This window comes from Staphylococcus sp. GDH8C109P (assembly GCF_017893405.1).
GTDB classification, from domain to species: domain Bacteria; phylum Bacillota; class Bacilli; order Staphylococcales; family Staphylococcaceae; genus Staphylococcus; species Staphylococcus cohnii.
The window spans coordinates 68530-83433 of record NZ_JAESMX010000009.1; the positions used below are offsets into that span (position 1 = coordinate 68530).

Annotated in this window: 13 protein-coding genes and 1 pseudogene; 7 read left to right on the forward strand and 7 right to left on the reverse strand. The window is 32.7% G+C overall.

Annotation, left to right across the window (positions count from 1 at the left end; translation table 11 throughout):
• The first annotated feature begins 384 nt into the window (after window positions 1–384).
• Complete coding sequence (locus KA867_RS02245; RefSeq protein WP_210136935.1) at window positions 385–1119, forward strand: CHAP domain-containing protein; 735 nt, start codon at window positions 385–387, stop codon at window positions 1117–1119.
• Window positions 1120–1873: 754 nt separating this feature from the next.
• Here the strand turns inward: KA867_RS02245 and nhaC are convergent.
• Both nhaC and KA867_RS02255 read right to left on the reverse strand, forming a co-directional pair.
• A complete protein-coding gene (gene nhaC / locus KA867_RS02250) occupies window positions 1874–3274 on the reverse strand; it encodes a Na+/H+ antiporter NhaC (protein ID WP_210136936.1) in 1401 nt (466 codons plus the stop codon).
• A gap of 37 nt (window positions 3275–3311) precedes the next feature.
• Window positions 3312–4382, reverse strand: coding sequence for an NAD/NADP-dependent octopine/nopaline dehydrogenase family protein (locus KA867_RS02255; RefSeq protein WP_210136937.1), 1071 nt, complete (start codon window positions 4380–4382; stop codon window positions 3312–3314).
• Window positions 4383–4635: 253 nt separating this feature from the next.
• Between KA867_RS02255 and KA867_RS02260 the strand changes: the two genes are divergently transcribed.
• From KA867_RS02260 to KA867_RS02280, 6 genes and pseudogenes are all read left to right on the forward strand, one after another.
• Complete coding sequence (locus KA867_RS02260) at window positions 4636–4998, forward strand: DUF4870 domain-containing protein (RefSeq protein WP_019468321.1); 363 nt, start codon at window positions 4636–4638, stop codon at window positions 4996–4998.
• A gap of 313 nt (window positions 4999–5311) precedes the next feature.
• Window positions 5312–5779, forward strand: coding sequence for a CHAP domain-containing protein (locus KA867_RS02265; protein ID WP_019468322.1), 468 nt, complete (start codon window positions 5312–5314; stop codon window positions 5777–5779).
• 756 nt (window positions 5780–6535) lie between these two features.
• Window positions 6536–6753 (forward strand): annotated as a pseudogene (locus KA867_RS13565) (IS5/IS1182 family transposase); the annotation flags it as partial.
• A gap of 71 nt (window positions 6754–6824) precedes the next feature.
• Window positions 6825–7145, forward strand: coding sequence for a DMT family transporter (locus KA867_RS02270; protein WP_210136938.1), 321 nt, complete (start codon window positions 6825–6827; stop codon window positions 7143–7145).
• A complete protein-coding gene (locus KA867_RS02275; RefSeq protein ID WP_019468324.1) occupies window positions 7145–7462 on the forward strand; it encodes a DMT family transporter in 318 nt (105 codons plus the stop codon). The genes KA867_RS02270 and KA867_RS02275 overlap by 1 nt, the downstream gene beginning before the upstream one ends.
• A 162-nt stretch (window positions 7463–7624) precedes the next feature.
• Complete coding sequence (locus KA867_RS02280) at window positions 7625–8581, forward strand: 2-hydroxyacid dehydrogenase family protein (protein ID WP_210136939.1); 957 nt, start codon at window positions 7625–7627, stop codon at window positions 8579–8581.
• 392 nt (window positions 8582–8973) lie between these two features.
• Here KA867_RS02280 and KA867_RS02285 read toward each other — a convergent pair whose 3' ends face one another.
• The 5 genes from KA867_RS02285 to fdhF form a co-directional block, all read right to left on the reverse strand.
• Window positions 8974–10098: an FAD-dependent monooxygenase gene (locus tag KA867_RS02285; RefSeq protein ID WP_210136940.1), complete on the reverse strand. Its 1125-nt coding sequence runs from the start codon at window positions 10096–10098 to the stop codon at window positions 8974–8976.
• 115 nt (window positions 10099–10213) lie between these two features.
• Complete coding sequence (locus KA867_RS02290; protein WP_210136941.1) at window positions 10214–10990, reverse strand: N-acetylglucosaminidase; 777 nt, start codon at window positions 10988–10990, stop codon at window positions 10214–10216.
• 28 nt (window positions 10991–11018) lie between these two features.
• Window positions 11019–11303, reverse strand: coding sequence for a hypothetical protein (locus KA867_RS02295; RefSeq protein ID WP_181187396.1), 285 nt, complete (start codon window positions 11301–11303; stop codon window positions 11019–11021).
• A gap of 125 nt (window positions 11304–11428) precedes the next feature.
• Window positions 11429–11893: a helical membrane plugin domain-containing protein gene (locus KA867_RS02300; RefSeq protein WP_210136942.1), complete on the reverse strand. Its 465-nt coding sequence runs from the start codon at window positions 11891–11893 to the stop codon at window positions 11429–11431.
• A complete protein-coding gene (fdhF, locus tag KA867_RS02305; RefSeq protein ID WP_210136943.1) occupies window positions 11893–14847 on the reverse strand; it encodes a formate dehydrogenase subunit alpha in 2955 nt (984 codons plus the stop codon). Before fdhF ends, KA867_RS02300 begins: the two co-directional genes overlap by 1 nt.
• Between the last annotated feature and the right edge of the window lie 57 nt (window positions 14848–14904).

The window sequence follows — 14904 nt, forward strand, 5'->3', positions numbered from 1 at the left end:
ATTCTTTCAATAATAAATAATCTTTCTTTTTAGAAAATAATATATTATTTAAATAACTAAATTTTAGCATTTATTAGCATTTGTAATTTTCTGTTATTTTACAGATTTGTAATAAATTAGAGTGCAATATTACACAGGTACAACGGTAAAACACGATGATGATAGGCATTGAAGTCTATAAAAAGTTAATATTTTTTGTTACATCTAGTGATTAATTATTAGAGTTAAATTACAAAATGATAACATTGCACACAAATCGACCATTATCTGATAAAGTATTGCTTGTCGTTAAAACAACGAAAAAAAAATTATATTAAACTATTGTCATTTAGAGACTGAGATAATAAATTAAATGCTTTATAATTATTAGGAGGATATTTTATAATGAAAAAAATCGCTACAGCTACAATCGCTACTGCAGGAATCGCTACTTTTGCATTTGCACAAAACGAAGCAGATGCTGCTGAAAACAATAATGGTTATAACCCTAATGATCCAACTTCTTATAGCTATTCATATACTATAGATCAACAAGGTAATTACCACTACACTTGGCAAGGTAATTGGAATCCAAGCCAATCTGACCAAGCTCATTCAAATAATAATGTTTCTACAAATAATGGTCAAAGCAGTAATTACGGTTCTACATATGGTAATTCAACTCAATCATATACAGCTAACAATACAACTGGTGGCGGTGGAGCTGCTTCAAACTCAACTTCAGACCGTAACATCAAAGTAACTACAACTAGCGCACCATCAAGTTCATCAAGTTCTATTTCAAGTACTTCAGGTTCTTCAAGCAACCTTTACACTTCTGGACAATGTACTTATTATGTATTTGATAAAGTTGGCGGTAAAATTGGTTCAACTTGGGGTAACGCTAACAACTGGGCAAGCGCTGCAGCTGCTTCAGGTTACACAGTAAACAACTCACCTTCACAAGGTTCAATCTTACAATCTTCAACTGGTGCTATGGGACATGTAGCATATGTTGAAAGTGTAAACAGTGACGGTTCAATCCGTGTATCTGAAATGAACTATGGCCAAGGTCCTGGTGTTGTTACTTCACGTACAATTTCAGCTAGCCAAGCTTCAAGCTATAACTACATTCACTAATCGTAAATATATAAGCGGGTAGGATACAAAATCACTGGCTAATAATAAGCGCCAATTTCTATTGTAATAATATAGAAATTGGCGCTTTCTTGTTTCACTTTTAGATATTGTTTCGATAACATAATGACAATTGTGATATAAATTTAGGCAATGACTTCATTTAAAACAGTTTTGAAGATTGCTGAAGACTTAAGTATTTTATGTAATGAAACGATTTTGACATTGTAATATTATACAGTATAAGCAATAAAAAAAGTCTAGGACATCATTGATTCGTCCCAGACACTTTTAAAGAAATAAAACATCTATTCATCGAATAGTATCTCAAATTAGCAATTTCATTCATACTTATAATATTATAAATATAACATTACTATCGTCATGAAAATTTTCAATTAATACTTTACTTACTGACATGTAACTATACATATATCATTATTGTGTTTTTCAGATAAATCGGTTTTATATTGTATACTGTACCATCGCTACAATATACAATATAAAACCGACTATACAATAGATAATAGAAGGATATTTAAAATCTTTACCTATATTGAAATATTGATGTATTCCTTAAAATAAAGCATTATCGCTACAATAAACACAATATTTAATACGGAATCACCTCATCCATAGTTTTGTTTAGCCGAATTACCTGTCTCATAAACATATTAATATTAATTTCACTTAAATTTATCTAAAGCATAGTCATATAAACAAGTTTAAAGTTTGAATATATGACTACGCTTCATTTTTATCCTTCGCTCGCTTTAGCTTTTTTTATACCAATACCACTAAAGCCATAAAATACCGCAAATAAGACACATAAATAACAAGGTACAGCCCAAATAAAGAACTGATCAACAGAAACACCTAATTGTTGAGTATAATATATGCCAGACGTGCCCCATGGTATCAATGGTATAATCATTGTACCTGAATCTTCTAATGTTCTGGATAAATTTGACCGATCCAAGCCCATTTTATTGTACATATCCATCATTAATACACCAACCATAATAATTACAACAGATGCAACACCTGCAGCTAACACCATCATTAATCCACCTAAAACTGTGGCAAGAATTAAAGTCCCCACCGAATTGATATTACTAGATATTTTCTTCAAGATCACATCTAAACATCCTGCTCTTTCCACTATACCAGCAAAAGCGTAACCACAGAAAATCGTAACTACAATTTCTGTCATACTCATCATACCGCCCTGTTCTATTAAATTAACAGCTTTATCGGATAATGAGCCGTGTAAATTGGGTACCATGCTTTTATTAAATCCATCAAATGTGGCTTTAAAGCCATCTGTCATCTTAAAACCATTATTAAATGCCCCGATAACAATCGCACTTACACTGGAGATTAACATCGAAGGCACCGTGGAAATTTTAAATAATAGACATATAATGATAATGATTAACGGTAACCATACAAAAAAGTTGATGTTATAAATCGTTGATAGTTCCTTGAGCATCGCATTAACCTGCGAAGTATTCGCACTACCTTTAAATTGTAAACCAGCAAAGTACCATACAATCAACCCAATTATAGATGCTGGAACCGTTGTCCATATCATCGCTCTTATATGCGAGAAGATATTCACTTTAGTAACCAAAGCTGCTAAATTGGTCGTGTCTGATAGTGGTGACATCTTATCACCAAATACTGCACCTGCAATGATTGCACCAGCAGCCATGCCAGCTGGAATATTTAATTGTGCACTTATCGCCATCAGTGCTATGCCTGCTGTAGATGCTGATCCCCATGCAGTCCCAGTAGCAACTGACGTAATTGCACAAATAATAAAGGCTGACACTAAAAACAAATTAGGATTTAAAAATTCTAAGCCATAATAAATCAGCGCAGGTACTGTTCCAGAATACATCCAAGTACCTACGATAATGCCTACAGATAGTATAATAAATATCGCTGGCATTGCTGTTGCTAAACGATTGGTAATACCTTCTTCTAAATCTTTCCATTTTAAACCTACCCGTCTCGCAATAATTGCAGCATAAGCTGAAGAAAGAATAAGTAATGCTTGAATTGGAATATCAAACACAACAAAACCAGTAATTACAATAATAATCATCACTATGATCGTTGAAATTGATTCTAAAAAAGTTGGTTGTCTTTTCATACACATTTCCCCTTATTTATATGAATGAATATTATAATTAGTACAATCCTAACTTATCTTTTCCTAACTCATCTATCGTTAACCCCTCCTCAAAGAAGTCACGTTCTAATATTGTAGATGCAATAATAATAATCGCATCAATGTTAGGCGTTGGTACATCAATTTCCCGGCCTAAACTTGACCAAAGCACTAAACCATGTGCAATATCTTCTGTTAAATAACGATTCTTCACATGATTAGGTCCCTTAATTTGAGAAAATACGGGACTCGTATTAAACAAACGGTTAAGTGGTTCATCCTCATCTTGTCTTTCTAAATAACCACGTTCAATTCGAGCTTCTTTTGCAGATGATAACTCAAATCCTAATTTACGTCCTAATGTTAGTCTTTCTAACTCTACTGCATGTAATAAGCGCACAGTATGTTTCGTAATCCCTTCTTCGTATAGTGCGAACGTATCAGCATAATCAATTCTTCCTACATTTAATAACGTTGGCCCAGGATGAACTTCAGGGTTACCATTTTCTAAGTTTGTTTTCCACAAGCTTTCTTCTTTTACAATATAAGGATACAATTTTTCTATTGTATCGAAGCTATCACTTAACTCTTCTTTATCATATGTTGAAAAATGTACTTTTCTAACATTTAAAGATAAATCGACACGCGCTGCCTCAAAATCGACACGTGTACCATAAGTTAATGTATTTACTTCAGCAAACTTAGGCATTACATCCATATGCATATCTTCTAGCACATTCATAAAACGTATTGATCCCATTGCAGCAGCAATATTAAAAAATATTAATTGATGTGCTTTGATAAATGGTGCCATAGTATGTGCATAATGTTCAATGAATGATGAAGGTATAACAACTTGTATAACTTCAGCACCTTCCAGTACGTATTCCATATCGTCACTTATGTCAGTAAATTTTACGAAGGTTTCCTCACCTTCATTATTAAATGTAAAACCACCTTGCTCAATGGCTTTATCAAATTTATCTATCGATTGATTTCTACAATATAATTTGACTTCATGTCCTTTGCTAACCATATCTAGTGCTGCAGTAACAGCACCATTACCTGATCCTACGATAGCTATCTTCATAAACACCCTTCTTTCTTTAAACATTGAATTTTTCGTGTTAAACATTACTCTCATGTATAACCTATTAAGAAAAATGATAAACACTGGTATACAACCTATTTAATTTTTTCAATTAAATACCTGCTTATGTGCATTTCTATATTTTAACAATATCGCAACATTGTAAACAGTCTTTTTTATAAAATTTTTCAAATAATGTACAACTCATTTTTGGTTTTGTTATAGTAATAGTAAGTTAAAAGGAGGAATAATAATGACTGAAGCATACTCAAATCGTGAAGTATTCAATCAAGAACCTAATAGCGATGCAAGATTGATGGCAACATTAATTTATGTACTTAGTTTTTTCACTACATTTTTAGCACCACTAATCATTTGGCTTATTAAACGTGAAGACTCAGCATTCGTTGATAGAGCGGGTAAAAATTATTTTAATTTCCTAATTTCATATGTTATTTGGTTAACCGTTTCAACTATTTTGATGTTCATTCTCATAGGATTTATTCTATTTCCTATCATCGCAATTTTAAACTTTATTTTTACAATTGTAGCAGCAGTAAAAGCGTATAATGGTGAAGATTATTTACCTCCGTTATCTATTAGATTTTTCAAATAATTTTAATCAAAATTTTGTGATTCTTTACACTCAATGTAATATACAAATCCAATAGATGTGTAGATGATGTACTTAAACCTTATACTTGCGCATTTTTTACCATATTACAACAATATTCCCTTTTGTAACCTCACGTGTTGTTTATTACAACAATATGTGAGGTCTTTTTAATTGTTTTACAAATACGTAACAATCCACACAAAGTGATGTTCTTCTGTTATTGTATAAATTGTCGTTGAAACTAACGCAGTAATTATAAAAATAAATTTTATTAAAATAATAGATGAATTAAATTTGGGAGGACTTTTTTATTATGAAAAAAATAGTAACAGCAACAACATTGACAGCAGGTATCGGCGCAGCAATTGTAGGTTTAGATCACGGAAATGAAGCAAATGCAGCTGAACAAACTACACAAGCTAATCAAAACACAACACAAGCTACATCAGGTTCAAGTGCAAACTTATACACTGCTGGACAATGTACTTGGTACGTATTTGACAAAACAGGTGGCGAAATTGGTTCTACATGGGGAAATGCAAATAATTGGGCTTCTGCAGCATCTTCAGCAGGATATACAGTTAACAATTCTCCAGAGGCAGGTTCTATCTTACAATCTAGTGAAGGTAGCATGGGCCACGTAGCATACGTTGAAAATGTAAACAGCGATGGTTCTGTAAATGTTTCTGAAATGAACTATAATGGTGGACCATTCTCAGTAAGTGAACGTACAATTTCAGCTGGCGAAGCTAGTTCATATAACTATATCCATCTTAACTAATATTGGCATTAAATAATTACTATTGGGAGACATACGTATAAAGTCATGTGCTTAAATGACGATTTTATGCGTAAGATAAATATGATTATTAACGTTAAAAAAGCCAATAACAATTCTTTTCAATAATAAGTAGTAACTTATAAAAAGTCTAAGACATTCTTTAATGTCTTAGACTCAGACTGTCGACAGAGTCTCCGACTTTGTTGGCAGTTTTTTTATGCACGCTTTCCGTGGGCACTGCCTTAGCCAGTAGTCTTCGGCTAGTGCGCTTCCCTCAGGAGTCGGCATAAATCACTGCCAATATCACACTAAAATATTATTAATTCAGAGACTATTTTGTCTCATTGATTTGAATTTCTAAAAATTGAAATGAGAAAGCCACCTTTTTATAAAAGGTGGCTCAGACTATCGACAGAGTCTCCGACTTTGTTGGCAGTTTTTTTATGCACGCTTTCCGCGGACACTGCCTTAGCCTGTAGTCTTCGGCTAGTGCTCTTCCCGCAGGAGTCGGCATAAATCACTACCAATATTAAACTGAAGACATATATAAATTAAACAGTAGTGGTGTTTATGAGGTTGAATAAATCAATTAATAAAAAAGATCAATATGAAATGATTTCTATCTCTGAATTAGTACCTAATAATCATTTATTGCATAAATTTGATGCGATATTGGATTTAAATTTTATATAAGAACTTGTCGAAGACAAATATTGGCTTGATAATGGTAGACCATCCATAGATTCAATTGTTTTAGTGATAATATTGCTCATTCAAATACTATTTGTTAACAAATCAACCAGGCAAGCGATTATAGAAATAGAAACAAATGTAGCATATCAATGATATATAGAATATAGATTTTTAAATAAAGCACCTTATTTTGGAACTTTTAATAAAATTATACACGTCGTTTTCATGATACAGATTTATTTGAGCAAATATTTGAGAAAATAATAGAAATAGAAATGAGGTTTACATATTGCAGGCTAATTAAAAGTTTGAGAAAATAATAGCGTTTCATGTAAAAAGGAGGTTGAAGCAAATGCAGTGGCTTAAAGTGATTGCGGCAGGAATTATAGAAATATTATGGGTAACTGGTTTAAACACTGCTGACTCATTCTTGAGTTGGGCTGGTACGATTATTATTTTAATATTGAGTTTCTATTTAGTCATTTCAGCTTGTAAATCGTTACCTGTTGGAACTGTTTATGCTGTATTTGTAGGTATTGGTGCTATTGGAACAGTACTGGTTGATATGATGTTTTTCGGAGATCATTTTAACATTGCGAAAATAGCATTAGTTATCTTACTTGTAATTGGAATTATCGGTCTTAAATTAACTACAGAGGAGGCTGAACAATAATGGCATGGATTATACTATTTATGGCTGGTTTACTAGAAGTTGTTGGTGTCATTATTCTAAATGAAATTGCTCGTACTAAAAAGAAAGCATTCGTTGTGCTTTTAGCAGTTGCCTTTATTTGTAGTTTTAGCACACTTAAATTAGCGATGACAATGGGGATACCTATGGGTACTGCTTATGCTGTATGGAGCGGTATAGGTACAGGTGGAGGCACGCTAGCCGGCATGCTCATCTATAATGAATCTAAAAATATCAAACGTATTTTCTTTATTGTTATCATTGTTTTAGCAATTGTTGGTTTAAAAATTGTTGGCTAAATAACTTTTGAAGTTAGTGCAATATCTACGATAGTAAAATAATCACTTTATTTTAGAACTATAATCATAAGTAAAATGCACTTTGTTATAATTGAGAACAATGTAAAAGTTTGTTTACTTATATAAAATTTACTATACTTTAAGTAAAGGAAGTGATTATACATGGTAAAAGTTTTCATTGCAGGCCCAATACCAGAAGTTGGGTATAACTTGCTAAAAGAACAAGGTTATGAAGTTGATATGTATGAAGGTAAAGGCATTATTGATAAAGAAACATTGATTCAAGGCGTTAAAGATGCTGACGCTTTAATCAGCCTTCTATCTACTAATGTTGATAAAGATGTGATTGATGCAGGCTCAAACTTAAAAATCATCACAAACTATGGCGCTGGTTTCAATAACGTAGATGTTGAACACGCACGCCAAAAGCAAATTGATGTAACAAATACACCAAAAGCTTCAACAAACTCTACAGCAGAATTAACTTTCGCACTTGTATTAGCTGTAGCGAGACGTATTCCTGAAGGCGATAAATTATGTCGTACAACAGGATTTGACGGATGGGCACCGTTATTCTTCCGTGGTAGAGAAGTTTCTGGTAAAACAATAGGAATCATTGGTTTAGGAGAAATTGGAAGTGCAGTGGCAAGACGTGCGAAAGCATTTGATATGAACGTACTTTACACAGGACCTCATCAAAAAGTTGATAAGGAACGTGAAATAGGTGCTAAATATGTTGATTTTGATACACTCCTACAGCACTCAGATTTTATTACAATTAATGCTGCATATAATCCTGATTTACACCATTTATTTGACACTGAACAATTCAAACTAATGAAACCAACAAGTTATCTCATTAATGCAGCTAGAGGCCCTATCGTAAATGAAGCCTCTTTAGTAGAAGCATTGAAAAATAAAGATATCGAAGGTGCAGCATTAGATGTGTTTGAATTTGAACCTGAAATTAATGATGAACTGAAATCATTAGATAATGTTGTTATTACGCCACACATTGGTAATGCTACTTTTGAATCTCGTGATATGATGTCAAAAATTGTAGCTAATGACACAATAAGTAAACTTAATGGTGAAGCACCTAAATTTGTCGTTAATTAATCACTGATTATTTAACAAAACATAGATGCTGATATATCATCATTTTTGACTCATGTTTAAAGGCCAGTTTATATTCAAAATAGTTTAAACTCCCACAATTAATTAATGGGATTAAAATAAAAACACTTCCGCGTTATTCGTTTAAATGAATAGCACGGAAGTGTTTTTCTATTTGCAAGGTTGTTTATGCAATAAAAAGTAAGCTCAAATTATATTTAATCAGATTGTTCTCTATACGACATAATTTAAGCATTGAAACTGACCAACTAGATTATTAACTTAGAAAAGTTAACCAAATCATAGTCAATTTTGATAAAAAGGCCGTAAATGTATTTTAGAAAAATACATTTACGGCTTTTATGATATTGAACATTTTATCCTAAATATATGTTTTACTTTTCTTTCGATTTATAAATAAATTTTGTCTGATTGGAAAGTAATCGATCAGGAAGGATTTTAGCAATTTTATTTCTCACTTTAACGACAAATTTATTTGTTCTTTGCGCAGTTTTCCCTATTTTTCTAGAAAGCTTCACTACTTTTTTTGTATGCTTTACACGTAATTTATCATAGCGTTCCAAAGCTAAATCAAAATCATATGATTGCATACAATTCGCAAGCACAATGGCGTCTTCCATTGCTTGACCAGCGCCTTGCCCCATGTTAGGTGTCATTGCATGTGCAGCATCACCTAGAAGCACAACACGTTGATAAACAAATGATTTCAATGGATTCAAATCATACATATCATGTAATAATACATCTGTTTCGCTTTGTTTATCTAAAATTTGTCTAACCTCATTAGGAAAATGATTAAATCTCGCCTGTAAATGTGGTTTCGCAAAAGCATGTATTTTAGTATCATGGGCTTTGGCAGAAATTGAAATAAACCAATAAGCCTGATTATTTAATAATGGCACAATGCCCACTCTACCTTTTGTAGACCAAAATTCTTTAGCAATATGGTTATCTTTTAAATCAATATCTTCAACTAAGCCTCTGAATACTGTGTATCCTTGATAAATTGGTTTACTATTTGGTACTAATGCTTGTCTTATATTTGAATGGATACCATCAGCGCCGATACATAAATCAAATGATTGTGAAGTTTGTTCAGAAAATTGTAAGGTCACTTTCAAATCCCCATTTTCAATTCCTGTTACATTATGATTTGTGAAAATTACGCTATCGGGCACATAAGATTTAATCACATCTAATAAACTTTGGCGTGACATTGTTAAATTAACAGTATTTTTTTTTAATTTAAGTCTTGATAATCGTTTGTCTTTTTCATCACGAACTTCCATCACATCAATAACTTGTCCAATGTTTTTAAGTCCTTTTGCTAAATCATGACCATTTAGTTTTTCAATGACATTACCACCAATGCCAATACCCGCACCTAATTCAGATACTGTATCTTCTTTTTCAAATACACTTACATCATGACCTTGCTCTATTAATAAAGCTGCTGCAGTTAAACCACCTATACCTGCACCGACGATGGCTATTTTCATCTTTATTCACTCCAACTTTCCCTAATCTTTTATTATTGTATTCACATTTGTATAATAACATAACAAAATGTAATGTAAGTTTCTAAAAATTGCCGTTGTAATTTTTTTGGTACTACTACAAATAATAATCTTTATTGATGTCATCTTTTTTAATCCCTAAATTTTTATAAAAATGTTTCATAAACCAAGCGATATTGTCATCCCAATCCACATCACTTGCATATTGATGCTCACCAGGTGTCTTAGGATTCCATCTCATTTGATAAAGTGTTATTTGTTTATTATCAAAGTAATTTTTTCTTACAAATTGAGCCCCCCCCATAATTGCTTTTTCAGGGGATGTCCACGATTGTTTTTTTGCAAAGCTACTGCCAGTATGTACAGCATTTTCGTCAAATGCACCTATACCAAAAAAGTTATAATATCTTTCATCTTTATCTTTAATACCTTTAGCTAATTCTGATTTACCATTACCTGTTTCAACTAAGGCATGACTCACTAAATATAAAACATTAACATCATACTTATCTTGTGCCTTTAGGAAAGTTTTACCTTTCCCTTTTAATATACCTTTATTCTTTAAAATTTTATTTATCTCGTCTTCGGACATAGATACTTTTTCAGAAATATCCATATGATTTAAATCGTCTTGATCACTATTAACTTCCATTGCTTTTTTTACATCTGCAGTAGAAGCTTTAATAAATTTACCTTCTTGTTCTTTCATATTTAATGCGTCTGAGCTTACTTGTTTATCTACCGCTTCATTAAAGGTATGAGTCTTTTGTTTCTCAAATAAAGATGTTTCATTTATTATTAATAAAATCACAAATATAGCGATAATTAATATTAATAATATTAACGGTATACGTTGTTTAACACGCTCATTCATATTTTAAAATCTCCCTGCAATGCATTTTTTATTGAGTTAATGTGAAATAGGCAAAAATAACCGCAATAAGAACGATTATAAAGGAAACGTTAATTGCAATACGCATGCCTTTCCGATTTCTAAATAATGTGTTAAAAATTACTAAGCTAATTGTTAAAGAAACAACAAACATTGTAATTGCCATCACAACATTTAAAGTTATTAAAAATATAATACCAATGACTAAAAATATATTTGAAATAATAGCCATGGTTTTAATTAATTTCGGATTAATAAGTCTCCACTCCTTGTAACTAAATTCTAAATCAATCATTCTATTCATTGAAATTGTATCACATTTACTTAATTTTCAATATGTCATTTATAATAGCAAAAAGCTCTTATGTGAATAAAATTCACAATAAGAGCTTTTTCATATAATATATGCACTTCATTATATTATCTAGACATACCTCTGAGCATGTTTAACATATAAGTTAAACTACGATTCATTTCATCATCTTTAAGTACACTCATTAAACCAGTAATAGACGTTTTTTGGTTTGGACTAGCTTGATTTGCAACACTTAAACCTTTATTTACTTTATTTAACATAATGCTCAAATCGTTGACATTCAAATCACCTAAGAGGAATACAAGTGATGCCATATTGGTAATCAATCCTGTGTATTGTTCTTTATTTAATTCAACTGCGAATTTATTAGCGATAACACCTCGACTATTGACGATACCTGATAACGCATCTAATATTTTGGCATCGTCTAGCGTGCTAATAATATTAATAGCTTTCATAATACTATCTTTATTTGCTGCAATTGCATCAGTAACTTCTGCTATACTTTCTTGTTTTATTTGTTCTTCTGACTTTTGCATGCGTTTAATTTTCGTTATTCTCTCAGCCATTATTTATTCACCTGACTTCCTGGGAAAGTGTAATCATCACGTTTCCATTTGTCTTCAACACGTACGCTATACTGTGGTTGTCTTTGTTTATTTACTCGGAAGTTTGTAGGGTTCAATGGTGATTTTCCTCTGCGTGTTTTAACTTCCATACGACAACTTGTACGTTTATAAGAAGGTGTATCTGTATCTTTATCCACATCACTATTTGTCAATAAGTTAATAGCGCCTTGATCGCCATTAATCATGGCATTGTTATTTAATGGGATATAAATTTCTTTGCCTTTCACCCGATCTGTTACGTGTGCGATTAATTCAGCTTCACCACTGTCTGAAATCAACTTAACCTCTGCTCCTTCATGAATATCTCTTTCTTTTGCTAGTTCTGGAGATACCTCTACGAACGGTTGAGGAACTTTATAAGCAAGACCTGGTACTTTATATGTCATATTTCCTTCGTGGAAATGCTCTAATAAACGTCCGTTGTTAACATGTAAATCGTATTCTTCATTAACTTTAAAGAAATTATCAAATGTTAAAGGATAGAAATTCGCTTTACCGTCTTCAAAGTTAAATCCATCTAAATACAATGTTGGTTGGTCTGTGCCGTCTTCAGCAACAGGCCATTGTAAACTATTGTATCCATCTAATCTGTCATAATTAACACCTGAATAAGATGGTGTTAATTTAGCAATTTCATCCATAATTTGACTTGGATGTGTGTAATTCCAATCATAACCTAATGTTCTAGCTACATCCTGGATGATGACCCAGTCTGGTTTAGATTCACCTTTAGGTTCAAGTGCTTGATATAAGCGTTGGATACGACGTTCAGTATTGGTGAATGTACCCGTTTTCTCTAATGATGGACATGCTGGTAGAACTACATCTGCATATGAAGCAGTGAAAGTGAAAAATTCATCTTGTACGACTAAGAAACCAACTTTTTCAAGTGCAGCTTGTACATAATTAATATTTGAATCAACAATACCTGTATCTTCACCATATAAATACAAAGCGTCAATTTCACCTGCATGAATGCCTTCCATCATTTGATGGTTATCTTTACCAGGAACACTCGGTAATGTTTCACCGTATTCTCTTTCAAATTTAGCACGGATTTCATCATCTGCCACTTTTTGGTAACCAGGGAATTGATCAGGCATACTTCCCATATCACTACATCCTTGTACGTTGTTATGACCACGAAGCGGATATGCACCAGTACCTGGTTTTCTATAGTTACCTGTAGCTAATAATAAGTTGGATATTGCAGTAGACGTGTCACTACCTATATCTTGTTGTGTTACACCCATAGCCCAGGCAATTGACACTGTTTCAGCATTAACCATTTGATGCGCAAAATCAATGAGCGCTTCTTGCGAAATACCTGTTGTTTCTTCGGCAAATGTCATTGTATATGGTGCTAAAGATTTATGATATTCATCGAAGCCATTTACCCATTCATTAACAAAAGCTTTATCGTGTAGGTCATTATCTATAATATATTTTGTCACAGCAGATAACCAAACTAAATCAGTACCTGGTTTAGGTTGATAGAAGTTATCCGCTCTTTCAGCCATTTCATGTTTACGTATATCAAATACATTTAAAGTATTATTATATAATTTATGTCCACGTTTAATACGAGAAGCGATGACTGGGTGTGCTTCTGCAGTGTTTGTCCCTATTAAAACAACCATGTCAGCGATTTCAAGATCTTCGATTGAACCAGAGTCACCGCCATGACCTACCGTTCTAAATAATCCCTTAGTTGCAGGTGCTTGACAGTAACGAGAACAGTTATCCACGTTATTGGTACCAATCACTTGTCTCGCAAGTTTTTGCATTAAATATGATTCCTCATTTGTCGCTTTTGATGAAGAAATGAATGCTAGACCATCTGAGCCATGAGAAGCTTTTACCTTGTTAAAGTTTTCAGAAATCACTTGCAGTGCTTCATCCCACTCTACTTCTTCGAATTGATTATTTTTACGTACTAATGGTTTAGTTAATCTTTCTTCTGAATCAATATAATCCCAACCGAATTTACCTTTCACACATGTTGCAATTTTGTTTGCTGGAGATTCATGTTGAGGTTGTACTTTCAATACTTCTCTACCTTTTGTCCAGACGTCAAATGAACAACCAACACCGCAATATGTACATACAGTTTTAGTTTTCTCGATGCGTTCTTCACGCATTGCTGCTTCTGAATCAGATACTGCAAATAGCGGACCATAACCTGGTTCTGCTTTTTTAGTTAAATCAATCATCGCAGCAAGTGATCCTGGCTCTAAATCTGTCATATAGCCAGCGTTACCTTCCATATTGACTTCTAACATTGCGTTACAAGGACATACCGTCGCACACTGACCACACCCAACGCATGATGAATCATTTATTGTTGTATCATTATCCCAAATAACACGCGGTTGTTGACGTTCCCAATCAATTGTTAAAGTTTCGTTGACTTGGACATCTTGACAAACTTCAACACAGCGCCCACATAGAATACATTGGTCTGGATCATAACGATAGAATGGACCATAATCTTTTTCATATGGTTTTTCCTTGTATTCATATGTTTGATGTTCAAGACCCCACTGATCCATTGTATTATGAATTTCACAATCTCCATTATTATAATCACATACTGTACAATAAAGCATGTGTTTTTCTAAAATACGGTCTAAAGCTTCTTTTTGACTTGTTTGTACGTTATCATTTTGTGTATTAACAATCATTGGTTTATCTATCGTCGTACTACAAGCACGTTGCATCACACCGTCTATTTCTACTGTACACGTATCACAAGTTTCTATAGGACCAAGCGATTCGTTATAACATATAGAAGGTACAAACGTATCTTGTGATTTAATAAATTGTAGTAAGTTAGTGCCGGGTTCCACAAGATAATCTTTGCCATCTAATGTAATAATTAAATGTTCTTGCATACTAATCACCCCTATTAATTTTATAAAGCCCATATTTATGAATCTAAGATGTTTGAT